This window comes from Acidimicrobiales bacterium, from assembly GCA_041394265.1.
Classification (GTDB): domain Bacteria; phylum Actinomycetota; class Acidimicrobiia; order Acidimicrobiales; family SZUA-35; genus JBBQUN01.
Genome location: JAWKIO010000005.1, coordinates 3,569,949 through 3,588,826, shown reverse-complemented (window position 1 = coordinate 3,588,826; position 18,878 = coordinate 3,569,949). Strand labels below are relative to the sequence as shown.

15 protein-coding genes are annotated in these 18,878 nt (G+C 63.6%); 4 read left to right on the top strand and 11 right to left on the bottom strand.

Annotation, left to right across the window (positions count from 1 at the left end; genetic code table 11):
• Positions 1–60: 60 nt before the first annotated feature.
• The 3 genes from R2733_17460 to istA all read right to left on the bottom strand — a co-directional run bounded on the left by R2733_17460 (position 61) and on the right by istA (position 3,392).
• A complete protein-coding gene (locus tag R2733_17460) occupies positions 61–870 on the bottom strand; it encodes a hypothetical protein (protein ID MEZ5378295.1) in 810 nt (269 codons plus the stop codon).
• Between the two features lie 252 nt (positions 871–1,122).
• Positions 1,123–1,887: an IS21-like element helper ATPase IstB gene (gene istB / locus R2733_17455; GenBank protein ID MEZ5378294.1), complete on the bottom strand. Its 765-nt coding sequence runs from the start codon at positions 1,885–1,887 to the stop codon at positions 1,123–1,125.
• Positions 1,884–3,392: an IS21 family transposase gene (istA, locus tag R2733_17450; GenBank protein MEZ5378293.1), complete on the bottom strand. Its 1,509-nt coding sequence runs from the start codon at positions 3,390–3,392 to the stop codon at positions 1,884–1,886. The genes istB and istA overlap by 4 nt, the downstream gene beginning before the upstream one ends.
• Positions 3,393–3,759: 367 nt before the next feature.
• On the opposite strand from istA, the gene R2733_17445 reads away from it, so the two are divergent.
• On the top strand, positions 3,760–4,221 hold the full coding sequence (locus R2733_17445; protein MEZ5378292.1) for a hypothetical protein: 462 nt from the start codon (positions 3,760–3,762) through the stop codon (positions 4,219–4,221).
• A 148-nt stretch (positions 4,222–4,369) separates the two neighbouring features.
• Here R2733_17445 and R2733_17440 read toward each other — a convergent pair whose 3' ends face one another.
• From R2733_17440 to R2733_17425, 4 genes are all read right to left on the bottom strand, one after another.
• The gene (locus tag R2733_17440; protein ID MEZ5378291.1) at positions 4,370–6,274 is read right to left on the bottom strand and encodes a hypothetical protein; all 1,905 of its coding nucleotides are present in this window, start codon (positions 6,272–6,274) and stop codon (positions 4,370–4,372) included.
• A 623-nt stretch (positions 6,275–6,897) separates the two neighbouring features.
• Entirely contained in the window at positions 6,898–7,560 is a 663-nt protein-coding gene (locus tag R2733_17435; GenBank protein ID MEZ5378290.1) for a hypothetical protein, read from the bottom strand.
• A 1,013-nt stretch (positions 7,561–8,573) separates the two neighbouring features.
• Positions 8,574–8,990, bottom strand: coding sequence for a hypothetical protein (locus tag R2733_17430; protein ID MEZ5378289.1), 417 nt, complete (start codon positions 8,988–8,990; stop codon positions 8,574–8,576).
• A 10-nt stretch (positions 8,991–9,000) separates the two neighbouring features.
• On the bottom strand, positions 9,001–10,122 hold the full coding sequence (locus R2733_17425; protein ID MEZ5378288.1) for an AAA family ATPase: 1,122 nt from the start codon (positions 10,120–10,122) through the stop codon (positions 9,001–9,003).
• 1,135 nt (positions 10,123–11,257) lie between these two features.
• Here R2733_17425 and R2733_17420 point away from each other — a divergent pair.
• On the top strand, positions 11,258–11,551 hold the full coding sequence (locus tag R2733_17420) for a hypothetical protein (protein ID MEZ5378287.1): 294 nt from the start codon (positions 11,258–11,260) through the stop codon (positions 11,549–11,551).
• A gap of 302 nt (positions 11,552–11,853) precedes the next feature.
• Here the strand turns inward: R2733_17420 and R2733_17415 are convergent, their stop codons facing one another.
• The 4 genes from R2733_17415 to ltrA all read right to left on the bottom strand — a co-directional run bounded on the left by R2733_17415 (position 11,854) and on the right by ltrA (position 15,842).
• Positions 11,854–12,621: an IS3 family transposase gene (locus R2733_17415; GenBank protein MEZ5378286.1), complete on the bottom strand. Its 768-nt coding sequence runs from the start codon at positions 12,619–12,621 to the stop codon at positions 11,854–11,856.
• Between the two features lie 293 nt (positions 12,622–12,914).
• The gene (locus R2733_17410) at positions 12,915–13,166 is read right to left on the bottom strand and encodes a hypothetical protein (GenBank protein ID MEZ5378285.1); all 252 of its coding nucleotides are present in this window, start codon (positions 13,164–13,166) and stop codon (positions 12,915–12,917) included.
• Between the two features lie 378 nt (positions 13,167–13,544).
• Complete coding sequence (locus R2733_17405; protein ID MEZ5378284.1) at positions 13,545–14,006, bottom strand: hypothetical protein; 462 nt, start codon at positions 14,004–14,006, stop codon at positions 13,545–13,547.
• Positions 14,007–14,516: 510 nt separating this feature from the next.
• Positions 14,517–15,842, bottom strand: coding sequence for a group II intron reverse transcriptase/maturase (ltrA, locus tag R2733_17400; protein ID MEZ5378283.1), 1,326 nt, complete (start codon positions 15,840–15,842; stop codon positions 14,517–14,519).
• Between the two features lie 906 nt (positions 15,843–16,748).
• On the opposite strand from ltrA, the gene R2733_17395 reads away from it, so the two are divergent.
• Complete coding sequence (locus R2733_17395; protein MEZ5378282.1) at positions 16,749–17,930, top strand: hypothetical protein; 1,182 nt, start codon at positions 16,749–16,751, stop codon at positions 17,928–17,930.
• A 490-nt stretch (positions 17,931–18,420) separates the two neighbouring features.
• Positions 18,421–18,765 (top strand): hypothetical protein, encoded by a 345-nt coding sequence (locus R2733_17390; GenBank protein MEZ5378281.1) that lies wholly within the window; start codon positions 18,421–18,423, stop codon positions 18,763–18,765.
• Positions 18,766–18,878 lie beyond the last annotated feature (113 nt).

Below are 18,878 nucleotides of genomic sequence, written 5' to 3'. Positions count from 1 at the left end.
TCACCGAGAGGTGAAGGTACGTATATTGCAGGGCGTCCGCATCGGTGTTCATGCTCAGAGTCACCCTCGCTGCTCCGAGACGGTCGGCAATCGAAGGACCACCATGCCCGCAAGCAGCGCGACGCCGGTCCCCATCAACCCAGCTGCCATCCAAACGATCGGCACCTGCTGCGCACCTGCCGAGGCCAGCGCAGTGAGCACGCCCAAGAACAACAGCAGCACCCCGCACCCCAATGCGCTACGAAATGCTCCCACCGGAGGGACTGGATTCCTCGCCACACCCAAGAACGCGTAAGACCCGAACGCGACGAGCGGCAGCCCGACGATTGCGGCGAAGAGCGACCAGGTAGCGAGCAGCCCGACAGCAACGGTGACCAAAAGAGCGACGAGAACGAGCACCCGGACCATCGTCCGGCGCACTGTCGAAAGCCTGTTCGGCACTGCTCGCTCATCGAGCGAGCCGCTCATCTCGCCAGAATGGAGCCGATCGTCGCTGGGCCAACTCACAGGACTAGCCCCTGCAGAGGGCGTCGTGAACGAGCTGCGTGATAGCGCCGCCTTTCCTTGCGCCATACGAGTGGCATCAACGAAGTCCGGGTGAACGCCGTCGATGATCACACCGATCGACTTGTCGTATTTCGCCTTGACACCGTTGACATGTCCTTCGGCGAACGGCAGCTTCCCCCAGGGGTGGTCTGTATCGGCAGACCATTTCGCGACGACGAACCAGATCAGGCTCACGGGAAGCAGGAACCATGGCCATATGGTTGTTCGACGAGCTTGGACTGACACCATCTTGGTGGCTGGGAGGCCAGACCGTATGCACACCATCGGGTAGTCCCCAAGCCGGAACCGTTCGATGTCGGTCACGTACTTCACCTTCTCAATCATTGCAGGTGCCTGAACGGCCAGGGAAGGCTGCGCACCACCAGCTGCGGGTGTCTCCTACCACTCACGGTCTGGCACCCGAACACTGCCCCCGATCGCCGGTGTCGTCCGCCAGCTGCAAGGGACCGGGGTTGCGCCAGCTACATGGGACCACTTTGTGAGGGTGGTGGGTCGGTGCGCTGATCATGGTCGGCCCGGTGTTCGGGGTCAAGGATTGGTTCGGTCGGCTCGCGGTCAGCCGGTCGGTTGGACCTGTGGTTTTTGTCGGTCTCGGTAGGACTCGCCTTCGATGACGAGTTCGTAGGCGGCGGAGGTGTATCGGTCGATCGCGGATTGGGCGAGGAGTTGATCGGCCATCAGGCCGAGCCATTCCGATGGGTCCCGGTTCGAGGTGATCACGGTCGAGGTTTTGCGGTGGCGTTCGACGACGAGTTCGTAGAAATCGTTGGTTGCTTGCGGGTCCAGGGTGTGGAGGGCGAAGTCGTCGATGATGAGCAGGTCGATGCGGAGCAGCCTTCGGATCTCGGTGTCGAGACTGTTGTCGAGCCGGGCGATCCGGAGCCGTTTGAACAGTCGGTCGGAGCGTTCGAACCACACGGTCCGCCCTCGCCGTATGGCGGTGTGGCCCAGCGCGGTGGCGAGGAATGTTTTGCCGACCCCGACCGGTCCGAGGATCAGGGCGTTGTGGTGGTTGTCGACGAAACGGATCGAGGCCAACTCGTCAAGGATGCTGCGGTCGTAGGTGACCGCTGCTGTCGGGTCCCAGTTGCCGAGGAGCATTGCCGGGTCGAGGCCGGCGGCTTTGGCTTTACGGGCAGCCGAGGTGGTGTCACGGCGGGTGACTTCGTCGCCGAGGAGGAGTTGGAGGAACTCCGCATGTGACGCTTTCGAGCTGCGGGCGAGGGCGAGCCGTTCGGGGAGGGTGTCGAGGACCTGCCCGAGTTTCAGCCGTTTCAAAGTGGCAGCCAACTCTGGGGTGACGTCGATGGGCGGGGTCATGGTGTCACCGTCTTCCCGGCAGCGAAGTGTTCCGGGTTCCGGGCGAACCGTCCAGTGATCACATTGTCGGGCACCGGCTCCGCCTCGGCGGCTTGGGCTTCGAGGGCCCGTTCGACCATGCGGACCACGATGTTCACGTTCCCGCATTCGGCGTCGACAGCCCGCTGGCAAGCAGCCTCGACGACATCGGGTCCGTAGCGTTCGATCGTTGCGAACAATCGGTAGACGTGACGCATCCGGGTCCACGGCAACGGCCCGTCGAGGACGAGGTCGACGAAGGCGCCAATATGGTCGCCGTGGCGGAACGCTCGACGGCGTTGGGAATCGATGTCACGCATCGCGTAGTCGGTTTTCTCCGATGGGAGATCGGCGGGGTCGGTGATCCGGCCGCCTGCCTTCGGCCGGGGATGGACCTTGACCAGCTGACCACGGTCGAAGATCTTGACCAGCACCCTCGTGGCGGTCACATCGACGTAGCAGCCGGGACGGTCGCCGGGCACCGAATACAGGGCTTTCGCGATTTCGATGTGATGATCCCGGTGAACTTTCGCCCGCCGATAGATCGGCAGATCATAGGGTTCGGCCGGGGCCGGCAGCAGCACGCCGGCTTCGTGATCAGCGAACACGACCGCCGGCTGGGCCTGCATGCTGCGGTGTGTCCGCATGCCGGCACGGCCACGACACCACACCTCGACCGCTGCCTGGGCCTCGGCCATGCAGCCGAAGTTTTCGCCGGCCCAGAACGAGGTCTGCACGAACTGGACCGCCCGCTCCACCCTCGCCTTGTCCTGCGGGGAACGTACCCGGGCCGGGTCGATCACGAACCCTCGGGCCTGCGCGTACTCGACAAACCCCTGATTCAACACCGGGTCCAGAGCGTCAGCCTTGGTGACGATCGTGGCCATGTTGTCCGGGATCACGACGCGGAACACACCGCCGTAGAACTCCCAGGCTGCTTCGAACCCGTCGATCACCGTGGCCATCGTCTGGTCGTGCGACAACCAGACGAAGCTGTAGCGGGAGAACACCGGTGTGAACACCAGCGCCCACACTCGCCGCTTCTTCCCGGTCTCCTCGTCGAACATGCGGCCGAGTTCGCCGAAATCGACCTGCAACTCCGCCCCCGGCTCCCCGTCAGCCAACCGCACCGTCGACGCCTTCACCGGCGGCCATTCGGCGGCGAGGAACCGGTTCAACGTCCGTTCCGGGACGAACACACCCTGCCTCGCGAGCAGTTCGACCATTTTCACTGCCGGCACATCCCCGGCGGCCACCCACGCCTCCACCTTCGACCGGTGCTCGAGCAGCAGCGCCCACGATTCGCCGTGACGATCCGGACGTTTCGGCGCCAACTGAGCCATCAACTCCCCAACGAACCCGTCGGTCAACACGCTCGAGCTATCACCGGCCGATAGGCCCAAACCTTTCGCGATATCGACCACCTTGGTCACGGTCTTTCGGTCGCATCGCACCAGCGACGCGATCCGCCGCAGCCCGTGGCCCATCAGCCACAACCTGAGGATCTCTCTGACTTCGAACACCGGAACCTCCCGGAACGCCATGCACACCGCCTTTCGGGTCAGTCGACGCAACGGCGGCAATCACAGCGTCAACGACACCGACCCCCCGGGACCCTCACGAATGGTCCCTTGCAGCTGGCGCAAGCCTGGTCCCTACCAACTGGCGCAGACCCCCCAAACTGGTCCCTTCCAACTGGCGCACGACACGCCGGTCGGCGGGATATTGGACCGGACGGCCAACGCACCCAGCGCCGATTAGGGGCAAGCGACCATCACCATCAGATCGGTCTTCATCGATACTCGAACAGCGAAGGGCATCTCCATCACCCCTGCCCGCTGAGGAGTGTCGATCATGACCATGCCTACGGATCACCCCCACCGAACAGCTCCAGCGTTGTGTGCGTGGTCGATGCTTGCCGCTCTCGTGCTGGCGGTCACGTTCGGTCTCCTCGCCGCGCTACAGACTGCCACCGTTGCGTGTCGGTATCACACCGTCGATGCCTGCATCCCGGTCCTTGAACCGCTCTTCGGTCTGATCGGCGCCGCTGCGATCTTCACGTGGCTGGCCACTTCTCCTCGACGGCACCGGTCGACGGTGTCGGGTCTCAAGTTGGCGGCGCTCGGAATCGCTCTTTGGGCTGCGCTCAACGTGTCGCTTGCACCGGTCATGTGCCCAGACCCCGGAAGGAACGACGTGATCTGTCACTTCGCTCTGCCGGTCGGCGCCGCAAGCTTTGTCGTGATCGCAGCCATCGGTTGGCCGCTTCAGCGACGCGAACCCGATCGAGATTCCGACGATCACACTCCCGCGTGATCGAACGCTCGAGGCCACTGACCGTCCCCAAACGCTCAAGTTCGCCGCGCCGCAGAATCGCCCTCGATCGCCGGTCAGGGGATCCACCATCACTTGCAGTGTCGGAGCAGTGGGTGGCCATGGCACCTGTTCCCGTGAGATTCGAGCCTCAGAGGGCGGCCCTGCCGGTCACTTGCACGTATCCGATTTCGAGGTCGACCACGAAATAGCGCCCGGTGTGGTCCCAGATCGCTGCGAGGTTGCCGTGAACGCGGAACCCCCAACCGTCATCGATTTCTTGGGCCTCGATGATGGGGTTGCCGTTGAGGCCTTCGGAGATGATGAGCCGGCCGTCGGGCGCACGTCTTGCGAGGTGGACGCCACTGGTTGCGATTTCCTCTGTCGGGGCGATGGTGGTGTCGGTCGCGAGTCGGTTGGCTTCGCTTCCGGAGATCGTTGCCGCTGGTAGCCGGGCGTCGTGGCGCTCCCACAGTGATGTGGCATCGGTGAGCAGGTGGAGCGACGTTGTCTGATCGATGGGCGTGATGCGGTGCCGGGTTTTGAGTCTTCGGTCGGGCATGTCCCAACGCCACACCTCAACGCCTGGTGTGACTGATGCGCCGCCTCGGACTGTGATGATCGCTGCGAGTGAGCTACTGGATCGGGCGAGCTGGTGGCAGATCCATTCCCGCTCCAGTTCCCTCCATGAAACGGTTGGGACTTGTTCCAGCATGTCGAGGTAGGCGATGCCCCTGTGGTCGACAATCGGCCACGAGAGCCCGTCGAAGCTCGTTGCGAAGAGGCTGGCGGCGACGTTGCCGTAGTAGTGATGTCGCCGGGTTGAAAGCTCGAGAACGTGGACCTCGTGGCTGGTGCCCCTTGCGGTGAGCAGAAGGGCAGTGCCGGAGTGGTCGGCGGGAACGAGCCGGTGGCATGGAACGCTCCATTGTGCTTTTGTGCGTCCGTCGTCGGTGAGTAGACGACAGCCGAGTTCTCCAAGTGCGAGGAGTGTCGTCCCGTCGCCGAGGGGTACTGCGTCGTGGATCTCGGTGTTTCCGGGCAGGTGGGCGTTGATGTGAACGGTCACCGGCGTGTGGGTTCTCGCGATGGGTTGCGGGAGGTCTGCCACGAGTAGCGGGTCGGAGCGTTGCCGTAGTGATCGAACTGCGGTTGAGAGCTGTCGATCTGTCTGTGGTTGGGGGATGCGCGCCATGGCCCGGGTCATTCGGCTGGCGATTTCTCGGTCGGCGATCGGGTCGTCAGGTCGCGCATCGGCCATGGAAATCGCGAGTGTGCGCATGGTGGCCGTGCTCGTTGTCCGGTCCTCGATCAGTGAGAAGAGCGAGTTCCGATGCTCCTGGCTCGGGTGGAGCGCTGTCTGGTAGACGCGGAGTGCGACAGCCTGCGTACCGCCGTGGGCGACGCCGCGGTCGATCAGGTTGACCAGGAGTGGACGAATTGTTGTGTCGGGCCAGCCGGCAACGACTGCTCCGACGAGGTCGCCGCTTCGTTCGAGTTGATCGACCCACGCCAGTCGGAGGTCGCGGGCGGCGGCCGGATCTGTTTGGTCGAGCTGGGTGATGACGGCTGAGAAGATGTTGTGTTGTCGGGCGGTTCTGATGGCCCGTTCGTGGTCTCCCGCGAGCCACCACAGTCGGGCTCGGAGGAGCGGCGCGAGGTTGCGGTTCTCGGCGAGAGTTGCTGCTAGTGGGTAGCGCTTGTGCCGCTCGAGTAGGGCGATGCAAAGGCTTGGATTGTTGAGGAGTTCGGCCAGCACGAATGCCGCTTCATCGATTCGGCCGCTGCTCTCGAGCTCCTTGGCTGCCTGCTGGTACAGCTCGGTGAGGTGCTGGCTCACGGTGTGGCCGAAGGGGATGGCACGGCCCTGGCCCGGACCGTTGGTCGAGATTTGCAGCTGATCGCGTCGCGTGGGTAGCCGGAGGGTCCACGCGCCTGCTCCGAGACCACCGATCGGTACGGCCTCGCGCAGCGCCCGATCGAAGTTACCGGTTCTGAACTGCTTGCTGAGGTCGTTGAGATAGCGGGCGTGGCGGCGCCCGACTTCATGCCGCATCGGTGTGCGAAGCACGAGTTTGGCCAGTCCCCCGCCACCACGTCTCGCCGCCGATGCTGATCCTGCCTGTCTGTTTGTTCGCAGCGTCCGCGACGCCGAGTTTCGTGCCGCCTGCTGGTTGAGCTCGCTGCGGAACCTGGACGCTGAACGCGATAGCCGCTTGACCTTTGCCGCCACTCGAAAATCGGGAGTAGGTGGAGGTGGATCGAACTCTGCAACGGTGCTGTGGGCGAGCGGAGCCTCCAGTGGGTCGAGTCGCACGATTTCGTGCGGCAGGGCGATCCAGTCCGACGGATCCAGAGTCGGTAATTGATCGATGGCGACCAACTGCTCAGTGCCGTGCACCCACCGAACGAGCGTGCCTTCTCCGACAGTGCGTCCTGGAGCCGCGGTGAGCCCGTCACCTGCTGCGATCACCATGGTCCCTGGACTGTTCTCAGCGCTCACCTCGCGTTCGTGTGAGAAGAGGAAGAGCCACGATTCGTCTGGCAGAAGCCGGAGCGAAGCCCCATTGGTCCAGTGGTCGAGGACACGTCGGCGGGCGGTGTCGACACCCACCATGTGTGGGTCGATGATGACACCGGAAGCGCGGTGGCGGCCATGGTGGACGAGATCGATCGGTCTCATCGGCGGTTGGTCCCGAGATGTAGCAGCACTTCGCCGGTTGCGAGGTCGGCGACGTCGATTGCCCCGTTGTCCCGTTGCATCGCGAGCAACGGTTCGGTGGGATGGACCGCCACGTCGGCGAGGTCACCGGAGAACTTCGTCAACGTCTTCGACGCCCCTGCAGTGTTCTCGAGCCGCAGTAGCCGACCGCCAGGCGATTGCACGAGCAGCGTCGGTAGTCCATCGAGATGAACCAGGCCGAGGCCTGTTGCCTCGTCGTCGATCCTGATTTCGCTTGTCGCCCCCCGCTGATAGATCCGCCAGTGGCCAGGTCCGACCTCGACACCGAGGTGGGCATGGTTGCCGACCATGACTCCGCGGCCCTGTTGCGGTAACCCGATGGCAACGCCACCGAACCAAAGTTGTCCGGTGTTGCTCCATACCACCCACGGCTGGTCGGCCGTGACACTCGCACCGATAGCCGCAGGGAAGATCCGACGTACCGACGACGGGGCGTCGATGCGCCACCACTGATCGGCGAAGCCGACAACGATCGAGCCGGACAGGAAATAGAGGGGAAGGAGATCGCCTCCCACCAGACCAGCAACCGATGCGTGGTCAAGCCCAAGATCGCTGAGCGAGATATCGATCAAGTCGACTGCGCCGAGCCGCTTCCCCACGACAACGACCCTCACCCCGCCCTCCATCGCAACAAGCGCGACCGTACGGGCTCCAACGACTGAGGCAGCAAGCACCGGTCCGGGGAACTGTCTGGCCCGAGGCCGGGCGCCAGACTCGCCCGGCGATTGGGGCACCCCGACGACCACGAGCTCATCGGCGCCGTCGCCCCGGCACAACAGCCGTCGAGGCGAACCAGGAAACCTGGGGAAACGAACAGGACTACCAGCTGCAGCGATCTGCAACTTGAGGTCTCGTCGAACTCCATGCCCCCGCAGCATCCGAATGCTGGTTGACGAGTCGGGCAGTTCCAAGTTGACGCTGCGTCCGTCGACAACAGCCGAGACCTCTGTCGCCCCCGAAGGACCCCAGCAGGATTCGGTTGCCCATAGACGCCGCCATCGATCAGGGATCACACTGTCGTGAAGCTGTGGCGCTCCGAACAACCAAGAAACAGACGATTCTCGATCGAGCGTTTCGTTCCAGGCGTCCACAGTCTCGGCCGACACCGTCGTAGGCCGCCGAGCCCGCAACCAGGCGCTGAACAGCTCAGGAAGCTCGCCATTGAGCCATGCGCCGGGCTCGTCACCAGCGATACCGACCACGAGCTCGACGTCATGCACCCGAGCGCGACGGGCTAGCACCGCCAGACCAGCGAGCTGCACGAGGCGAGGAGCCCCGATCTGGTCCGGTCCGCAGTCCATCAAGATCGAGATCCGCCCCGGCGGGCGCGGTCGGCGCTGTTCGACACGAAGATACGACAACTCCGCCATCGCGATGCGACGCAGGAACTCGTCGGGCTCGAACTCTGACAGCGCCCAGTCGCTCAACAGCAGCCGATCGAACGGCCCGCGCCGGTCAAGCCCCGCGAAGCCGTCCGGTTCAGCGACGCCGCCAGTGGCCGACGGATCTCCCATTGCGAGGTCGAGTCGCTTCGCCATCCGCTCGACACCCACCGCTACGTCGTCCGCCAGGAACCCCAACGAGGCCTCCCACGACGACAACCCATGCGCGGTCACTCCACGAGTCCTTGGCTAGGCGACTCGAGGCCACGCAGCATCGCAGCCGAGGGCGACCGAGCCGGTGGTGACGCCAACGCTGCCATCGATGGCGTCGCCACGACCACAGCGGCCGACTTCTGCCCGCGACACACTGCACGTCGAACAAGGCGGGCTGGAAGATCCGGGGCAAGAGTGGTCGGGCAGAGAAGGCCGTCGTCCATGCCGAGCCAGATCGCACCCTCGAACCACGGCAGAGCGTCACTGTCGCTCAGGGCGATGAGATACCGCTCGCCAACCACGACTCGTAGATCCTCGAAGGCGTCCACACGATCCGCGAGCAGCGCGGCATAGAGAGCCCTCGAAGCACCCTCGACCATGATCCCGACCACCCCAAGCGGCGGTTCGCGTGGTCCCCATCCAACCGTGATCATGCGCCGCTCGCTACACCCGTTCGATCAGACTGTCTCGTGCCAGTCGCAGGTCATTCGGCATGGCCTCGGTGGAGAAACCCGCATCGATCTCTCTCAACACCGCCTCGACCTTCAATCGGTGATCACCATCACCCGCCGAGGCAGACACAGCAAGCAGCCTGTCGGCCGCCTCCACGAGGCGCCGAGCGCGGGTCAGAGGGCCTGCGGACAGTTCCTCAGCCGCATATGGCAGCGACCGATTCTGCGACGACTGCAGCAAATCGCTCAATACCTCGCGAGCGATCGGCTGAGCCTCAGCCGAGGGGGCGACAAGTGGAAGTGGCCAGAGATCGGCCTCAGTCGCAGCCATACGCCCATCCAGCACCGACGCAGCTGCGACCAGCCCCTGTGCTCGCACCGCCCGCCGATCAGACAACACAATGCCAGCCGACCGCATCCGACGGATCGCGGATCCAACCAACGGCCGGACCTCGCCGAGATCACACTGCGCCCGCGCCCACGCGAGACGGTCAAGAACATCGATACCCACCGGCACAGACGACTGACGCTCGGTTCCGGTCCAGCCAGCCTCAAGCATCGTCTCCAGACTCGAGTCCGAGATCGAATCGACGAACACGTGCACCAAGAAACGATCAGCGAACGCTGCCAAGGAGCTGTCCTCAGGCAGCGCGTTCGTGGCACCAACACAAAGGCGCAACGGGACATGCCGCACAGTGGCTCCACGCCGGAACACCCGCTCGTTCAACACACCCAGCAACGTGTTCAAGATCGCAGTTGATCCAAGAAACACCTCATCGAGAAAGGCAACCTCGGCCTCGGGGAGCATGCCCGTCGTAGCGATCTCGACAACGCCATTCCTGAGGCGCTGGAGATCAACCGGGCCAAAAACCTCGTTTGGCTCAGTGAACCGTCCAAGTAGATACTCGAAATACGAGCCTCCCAGCTCGTTGGCGACTCGACGCACAGCTTCGGACTTCGCAGTCCCGGGAGGTCCAACAACCAAAACGTGCTCGCCGGCCACGGCAGCAAGCAACAACGATTCGACCAGCGACTCCCTATCCGTCAGACCAAGCTGGGCCCGATCAGCCACTCCACGCAAGGCCGACGCATCCGCAACCAACTGAGAGTCCATTGAACAAGTATCGGCGACGACGCCAGAACCCTGAGGGACCGCTCAGCAACAGCCCGGCTCCGGGCAAACACGACTGCCCCCTACCACTCACGACCGGAACGGCCGGATACCGCCCCATATCGCCGGTCCGGGGTCACCCGTCGAGGCCTGGTGGTGGGATGATGCCACCGATATCGCCGGGCTGGTGGCGCTCCGCTGGTCCGAACTGACATCTCGACCTTCCCTACTCGGGATATGACGCCGATGTGAATCGGAAGGGGCATCACGCCGCCGTACGAGGCAGACGAGCGACAACGAAGGCACCCGATCGCCGCTATCGGCCTCAAACGAGTGAATACTGGATTCGATGCTCAGAGCCCCGATCGGAAACTGGATGGCTGTGATCGCCGGAGCGCTGGGCACCGTCGGTTGTCAAACCTCGGGCGAGTCAGCGGAGGTGCTGGTGGAGATCGGCCAGACCGAACTGGCTGCCCACCAGGCGGATGTGGACAATCAGGCGTGGATCGTCGGCGAGTCGAGCGTTGCACCGGGGGCCGATATTCATGTCCGGGCGACGTGGTGCCCGACCCCGAGCTTGCACGTCAATAGCCCTGACTTCAGCTACCAGTTCGGACGGTCATTTGATCCCGTCGAAGACACCGGCGACACGCGTGATCTGGTGATGCGTATCCCGGGTGACGTCGAACCGGGCGAGTACGACCTTCGACTCACCTGTGTCAACGACGGTGACGTCACCAACCGTGTTCGAGAGACGACCATCGAGATTGTCGGTCCCGCGGTGTCAGAGACGCCACTCAGCAATGTGGATCCATCATTGCGGCCGGACGCGGTACTGCCGACCCGACGAGGACTGCATCCAGTTCTGATCGACCCCAACAGGCGGTCCCCGTCGTTGGGTTCGCCAAGCAAGAGGTGCATCAGCTCGCCAAGCTTGAGCAACCGGCCCCATCCAGGTGTCCCATACCAATCACTCTCCGATCACCGACGAGCGTCCCCGATCGCCGGCTCGAGGCCGCACGCCCTGATGCAGTGATGGGCACGAGTCATCTGTCAGCATTAGGGCAGCGTCGGGACCCAACGCAGGTTCCCGGCCGGAGATACGGTCGAGGCATGTCAATTCTTTCGGCCGCAAGCGTTGAGTGAGTCCGACAGCAACGAGGTGTTGAAGAACTCGACCGTCGTTGCATTATTCGCGCATGGCCTATCGTCAGTCCTCGCCATCTTCTCGGTGTTGGGTACCTCGATCGAAGCCAGCGCGAAGGCCGGGTTGTCGGCGTTCATCTTGGTGCCGACGCTCCTCGTCGTTCTGATGATCGTTCAGAGGCGGATGATGCCTCACGACGAGGGTTCAGAAGTGCCCATCGTCGGCGCATGCGGCTTTGGAACGCTATGGGCATTCACGATCCTCAGCTTCCTCTCCGTCCTCTGAGCTCGGAGGTCGCGCCAGACCGGGTGTCCCGATCGACCCGGCACGCCGCCAAGAACCTGAGCAACACATCGAGGTCACCCCTCGGCTGGTCGAGCACGCCTGGGCGGTCGATTGTCAGCATCGACTCCACGGACGATTGCACCATCGTTCTGGAGTGACGTCCGGATCGTTCGAGGCGGTGTTCAGGCTCGGTTGAGTTGACTCAAATACTCGTCGGTAGGCGGCGGGTTCCGCCCCGCAGCCCTTGATGGGACCTGCGACATGGTTGCTCGAGGATCTCGATGTAGTTGGCAACCGCTTCCTCATGTAAACCCGACGCCAGAGAAACGCAAGGAAGAATCTCGATGAAACCCAGTAACTATCTTCAACGCCGCGAAGAACGACTCAGCGACAGCGTTGTCGTAGGCGCAGCCGACCTGGCCCATCGAGGAACGGATCCGCCCATTCACACGCAGGCAGTGACGGAACGCCCTCGAGGTGTACTCCGTGCCGCGGTCGGAATGGAAGATCGCTCGCCGCCGGATCCGCCGGTTCCGGCGGGCCATGACGATCGCCTCGCACACCAGTTCGGCCCGATGATGCTCGGCCATGGCCCAGCCGATCACTTCACGGTTGTACAGATCGATCACCGTCGCGAGGAACACGGGGCCTTCCCACGTGTCGATCTGGGTGATGTCGCCGACCAGACGCACACCGGGCCGATCAGCGGTGAAGTCGCGGGCGATGAGGTCGGGGGCCGGCGGTGTCCCATCGGGTTGGGTGAGATGCCGCCACGGCGCTGGATGACACGACTCCAGGCCTTGTTCGACCATCAGATCCCGCACCACACGGTCACACACCACGATCCCTTCATCGACGAGCCGGGAATGCACCTTGCGGTAGCCGAACACCCCGTTGGAGGCAGCGAACACCCGGGCGACCTCACCGGCCAGCCACTCCCGGCGACGAGCCGACGCGGGGGTGCGGCGACGCCAGGCGTAGAACCCGGACTCCGACACGCCAGCCCACCCGCACATTCGGACAACAGGAAATTCGGGCTTCTCCCCAGCAACAGCGATCTGGTCGATCACTGCGAACCACGCTTCGGGCGTTGTTCGGCTGCGAAGAAGCCCGCCGCTTTTTCAAGAACTCGTTCTCCTGGCCGGCCCAATACAGCTCGTCCTTCGCTGTCTTCAGCTCGGCGCGTAGCCGTTTGTTCTCGGCTTCGAGATCGGATTCTTCGCTTTCGGCCACTCGGGACTCCTCGATGCGTGCTCGACGCAGCCAGGTTCGCAGAGTCTCATGCGAGATGCCCAGCTCCCGGGCGACCTCACGGGTCGGTCGGGAGAACTCGGTGACTTGACGACAGGCCTGAGCACGGAACTCAGGCGATGACTTGATGCCCTTCGGCACGATGACACTTCCCTTCAGCAGGGCAGCCCCTCACCGCGAAATCCCTTCCCCACTCCATTCCCGCCAGCCTGTCATGACGGCCCCTGCCCTCGACGTCGCTCAACACCGGACCGAAGACGTAGATCCACAGGCCAAGCATCGCAATGGTAAAGGAAGCGTTGACCACTCGTGTCAACACCAACACCTCACCCGCCAGCAGACCCAGCGCCGCCAGATAGAACACCGTTGGCAGCTGTTTGACAGAGGTTCGAATCGCTGCCCGAGACCAGCCGAGAGCATCGCGTGCGACGGGCGCGACCCGCAGCCCAACAAGGGCCTTGCCCGGGTCGCTCCGAATCGGGCGACGCCGAGCCAGTCGACGACCACGATCACGACCAGGCCCGTGAGCCAACGCCCAGTCGCGCTCCCGACGCCACTCCAACCAATCAGAGCTGCCAACACCGTCGTGTCGAGCCACCACGCAACCAGTCGACGCCCGACGAAACGACCCCGCTGCGGCCCGGAAGAGGCAGCAGGCCCGCTTGGAGGAGACGGACGATTCGACGGCCGCTTGCCATCTCTCCGAGTCATCGAACCGCGTTTCGCGCCGTTGGCGAAGAAGTCATCGGAAGCGATCGCTCTGGGTGGCCCAGGGAACATTCGAGGCGATCACGAACCACAACAACCCGGAGAACGAGTCGACCCGGCGTCCGGTAAACAGCCCCACGATCAGCAGCCGCTCTCGCACGGTCAACACGTGCGCCGCCGGGACCCACAGAAACCCCAACCGGTAGCGGGCAGCGAGAACGTCACCGGCAAGCACGTCGAGACCCAACAGGCGGGGCCGAACCTCCACCGAATCGGTCGAGAACCGAGTGACCCCGCCCTTTCGCTCGATCTCGATGGGTTGGTGGTCAGATCGAAAGAACCATCGAAGCGGGACCCGCCCGTTCGGGCCGAGGCGGGCCCGCTCTCGACTCGAGATGCCGAGCGACGAGACCACCAGTTGCTCCCCGCCGCACCCCAGCACGCACTGGCCCATCTCGGGATGGCCGACCGTCACCTTCGGATCATTCGGAAACATCACAGCGGCTACCCGACGTCCGCAACGAAACGACTTGAACAGTCCGCTGTCCGACACGAACCTCACGGCGCCCGGTCGATGGTCACCGATCCAACGGTGCGGCCGCGCAGCTGTCGGCTCCCGGCGGCATCACTCGATTGCACCCGAACTCACCCTTTCGGACCATCGCTGCCGACCAAGACCCATCCAACGATGTGACATCGGAAACTTCGATCGCCTCGATTCTTCCAGACCCCTGCCGTCCCATAACCATCGTCGATGATCATCGGACCGAGATCGTGGCAAACCATCGGCCCAAAGCAAAGCTGGATGAGAAAGCAACCGAGCATGCACGCGACCGTCCCCTACCACTCGCCGCAGACCATTGAACGAACGGTGAGGTAGGCCGCTGGCTTGGTGGATCGTTCGCTGCGGTTGAGGTCCCGACCAGGCCGTGGTGGTGGCGTTTCTCAGCGCACCGGCCCGGGACCAGCAGCCCCCGCAGGTTCAGTTCCGTTTCGCCAGCGGCCCCTATCGAACCGTGCGTGCGGTTCTCCCGCACACGGCTCTCCGACATCGTTCATCGTCAGGCATGCGCAGTGCTCCAACGTCGGACGCTTCCGGTGAGTCGATAGATGCCGAGTCCGGTGGCCCAGTCGTGATTGAACCGGGTGACCCGGAGTCGGCCTCGGGTGGCGTACTTGACGCTGGCCAGCTTTGACAGCCGCCAGTGCACGTAGCTGTCGATGGCGGCGAACTTCCGGTTCGAGTTGCCGTGCCGGAAGTAGGCCCCCAGCCCCGCAGCACGGGGTTGAGGTCAGCGACAACATGTTGCAGGTCGCGGCTGGCGAAGCGGCGGTCGGTGCGTTCACGAACCTTGGCCCGAACAGAGGCCATGGCTCGTGCCGACGGCCACTTCGACAGGTAGCGGCGATCTCCCCACTTCGACGGTGTCTTGCGGTGATGAAACCCCAAGAAGTCGAAGCCGTCCTCACCATCGACGAGGCACACGATGCGGGTCTTGTCGGGATGCAACCGCAACCCGAGGACGGCCAGCACCGCCTCGATCCGGCGGCGGGCTTCTTCGGCCCGTTGCCGGCTGGTGGTGAGGACCACGAAATCGTCCGCGTAGCGGACCAGCGTCCCCAGACCAGCCATCGACGCCCACGCCTCATCGAGGACGTGCAGGGCGATGTTGGCCAGCAGCGGGGAAATGGGTGAGCCTTGCGGTGTTCCCGTCTCCGAATCAGACACGATCCCACCCTCGAAAATCCCCGCTCGAAGCCAAGATCGCAGCAGCTTCAACATCGACCTGTCTGACACCCGCCGGGCCACCTGGGCCATGAGAGCGTCGTGGTCGATCTCGTCGAAACACGCCTTGATGTCGGCATCGAGCACCCAGTCGGCTCCCCGATTGGCTGTCACCCGGACCGCTTCGAGCGCCTGATGAGCCGATCGCTTCGGGCGGAACCCGAAACTCACCGGGGAGAAATCGGCCTCGAAGATCGGTTCGAGAACGATCTTGGCTGCCGTCATGACCACACGGTCAGCCACCGTTGGGATGCTGAGCGGCCGGGTCTGTCCCGGCTTGCCCGGCTTGGGGATGTGCACCCGCCGCAACGGCCGAGGACGGTATTGGTTGTCCCTCAACTGTTGGGCGAGACCATCGAGGAACGCTCGCACCCCATCGACGCCCCCGTCGGCGATCGACGTGATGGTCACGCCGTCAACGCCAGGAGCGCCCCGATTGGATGCCACCTCGACCCACGCCCTCCACATGATGTCGCTGCGGGCGACCTTGTCGAACAGGGCATGGAAACGCCGAACAGAGTCCTGCTTGGCGCTGCGATACAGCACGCGTTGAAGAGCTCGAACCTTGTCCACCTGTTCGGTTTCGCTGACGGACCTAGCCGAGAACTCGGCACTCATCAGGGTTCCTCACCTTCTCCGCGATGCATCGATGAAGCAGGGGCCCTTCGCTCAGACCGGGTTGTGTTGTCCCGACCCTCAACCGCTACTACGACCCCCTCCGACTTCCTCTCGGCCGCCCACCACTTCCCGGGACCACCGGTTATAGGCAGGACCGCTACCCGCCCCCACAGGACGGGGCCGAGGAGGATCTCTCCAGTTCCGAGGACACCCTTCTGACCATTCCACGCCCCCTGCGCCGGGAGGTTCATGGGCATCGGCTCCAAGACCAACGATGCCGTCCATGGCCTTCGCCCTTAGGGAACAGGCTCGGCTTCTCCACGTCCACCAACGGCGGACCGGCGTAACGACGCTGCAGGCTTCACTTCATGTTGCGGACTGGTCAGTCGCTCCGACCCCGCTTCGCACCCGGCCTCTCGACCACGCACGGGGGCCTCACTACCAGGGACCTTGGCGTCTCCCCGGACCGGACTCACACCGGCTGGCTGCCCTCAACTTGTCGCTTGGTTACATCACAACAACCTCCTTGTCATCATGGCGCCCAAGCTGCTGGACGCACTCCCTGATCGCCGGTTTCCGGGGACGCACGAGATGGACGGGCAATCGTCGGTGCTTCTTGGAACCGGCGAAAGGAACAGGACGACTTTCGCCTGTCCGACCATGTGAGATGATGGGCCAGTAGGTGCCATGCAATGCGCAGACGCCCAAGGGTGGCGGAGCGGTGCAAGCTGGAGGCGGCTCGTGAAGGAAATGTCGTTTGATGCTTTCGTCGCTGCCAGCCAGCGCAGCATCAACAGGTATCGACGGCTCGTCATAGACGCGGCGCAGCACGGCATGCTTGCCAGGCCGGATGGCCGCCGATTCGATCTGGAGTTCCCTCCAGTCCTAATCGCCTACAAGATGCCCACCTACTTCGCCGCGGAGCTGGTGGGAGCGGTCCCGCCTCCCTTCCCTCCGCTGGTGATCATCCGTCGCTCGTTACCTGGCCCACGAGCGTTTCTCGGTCAGTTCTCCGGAGCGCCGCAATCAACGACTGCGTTCCGATTCGAGGCGCAGCAATGTGACTTAGACGACGGGAACGGCGTAGTGATCTCCGGTGTTGCGATGGTCTCGGCCCGCGATCGCGAGGCAGTCGATTCCCGCTACCCCGAGCTGCGAGAGCATCAGCACCAGCGGGCGACCATTGAGGTCCAGCACACGATCGAGGGTGAGACGTTCTCACCGATCTACTACGAGGAGGGCGCGCAGCCGATCTGGCTCGACAACACACTCTCTATCTCAAGCAGCGCGGGTGCGGTTCGGGCTCGCTACTTTCAGGGCGCCTGGATGGTTCCTCGTACCTGGTCAGCGGCTCGCTTCACTGCTGCGTTCGAGGAACGTCATGACTTTCAAGACGGCGTGCGGTTGCACCCAGCGCTGACTGGTAAGAAGGGCCGGGAGCTACTGTCAGCAGCAAATCTGGCCAGTTTGCTTGTCGTGGACCGTGTCGGCGAGACAACCATCACTCGGTTCCTCGAACTCAATGACGGCCTGCTTCGCAGTGCACTCGCCGCTGATCGGATCATTCCCCAACCGCTCCTGCCATGGCTCGCCGGTAATCCCGATCCCGACGAGAAAGCGATTCAGCCCGACTTCCTGTTCGTCGACGCCGATGGACGGGGCCACATCTGTGAGATGAAGCTCCCACTCCTCGACAAGGCGAGTTTGACGACCGGGCGCAGGCGGCGCCGTGACCTCATCAAACCGGTTCGTGACGGGGTGGCGCAACTGGCGAACTACAACGAGTACTTCTCCCATCCAGCGCATCGTGACTACCTCGCCGAACGGTTCGCAGTCACGATCGATCCACAAGACCTTCGGCTTGTCCTGGTTGTCGGGAGCAACGAGAACTTCAGACCACAAGAAGTCCACGAAGCTCAGCGGATGCTGAAGCCCGTCGAAATCCTCGACTTCGACTCGCTCCGATCGCTGGCGCTTCTGGCAACTGGCGCATTGGCTCAGGTCTGGAACCGGTAGTCGCGGAACCCTCGGAGACCTCGTTGGGTGATCACGCATCGCTCGATCAAGCCGAAGGGAGCGCATTCGAGAGCGAGGGTTTCGCTCACCGATCGACGAACGCACTCGACGTTGCTGCGACTTGGTCAATAGCCAATCGCAGTTCGAGGACCGCAGGCGATCGACGCGTGGGTGAGCGCCAACACCCTGCGAGCGGCGGGATGCCCCATATTGCTCGAATGTCGCATCGATGAGTCCGCCCCCGATCGCCGGCTCGGCAACGCACCTGCGTTCGAGCAGACGTCGCCTGTTCTGCGGACTGGTGGGTACTCGACCGCAGCTTCACGCCTGGCGACCTACGATAGTCACATCCATCGATCGGAACGGCCTGCTCGGGTTGGAGTGGGCGACTACCACGGCGGGCAGCAATGACGAATCTCTCAAACCCGACAGTCCGCCACCGCCGCCCCACTACCCATCTCGATCTCGCTCACGGAGCGAGGCCGCTCTGATGTACCAGTTTGAGGGTCGAGACTGGTCTCAACTGGTGGGAGGCGTTCTCGAGTCGGTGACATTCGTGTCCAATGCAATCGATCTCGACTTCGGTCAGTGGGGCGTGACCTGTATGAACGGGCTCACCTTGAAGATTGACGGCCGGGTTGAGAACCTGGTGGTGTTGCCGACGAGCGCGAATTCGTTGCCAAGTCTCATCGGTGCCGCGGTGGAGAGCATCGCCGTCACGCCCAAGGTTCTGCGTCTCAACCTGAGCGACAGTGCATGGATCGAGCTGGTCGATGACAGCGTCAGCTACGAGTCCTACCTCTTCCGAACTCTCGACGGCGAAGTGGTGGTATGACGACCGGCCCTTCGTGACCAGTAGGCGGCCGCCGGGGGAACGATTGCACCGTGCGACACCGACGCACTTCTGCGAAGCTTCGTTGCGAACGTTGATGGCGGGAGTAGGGAATC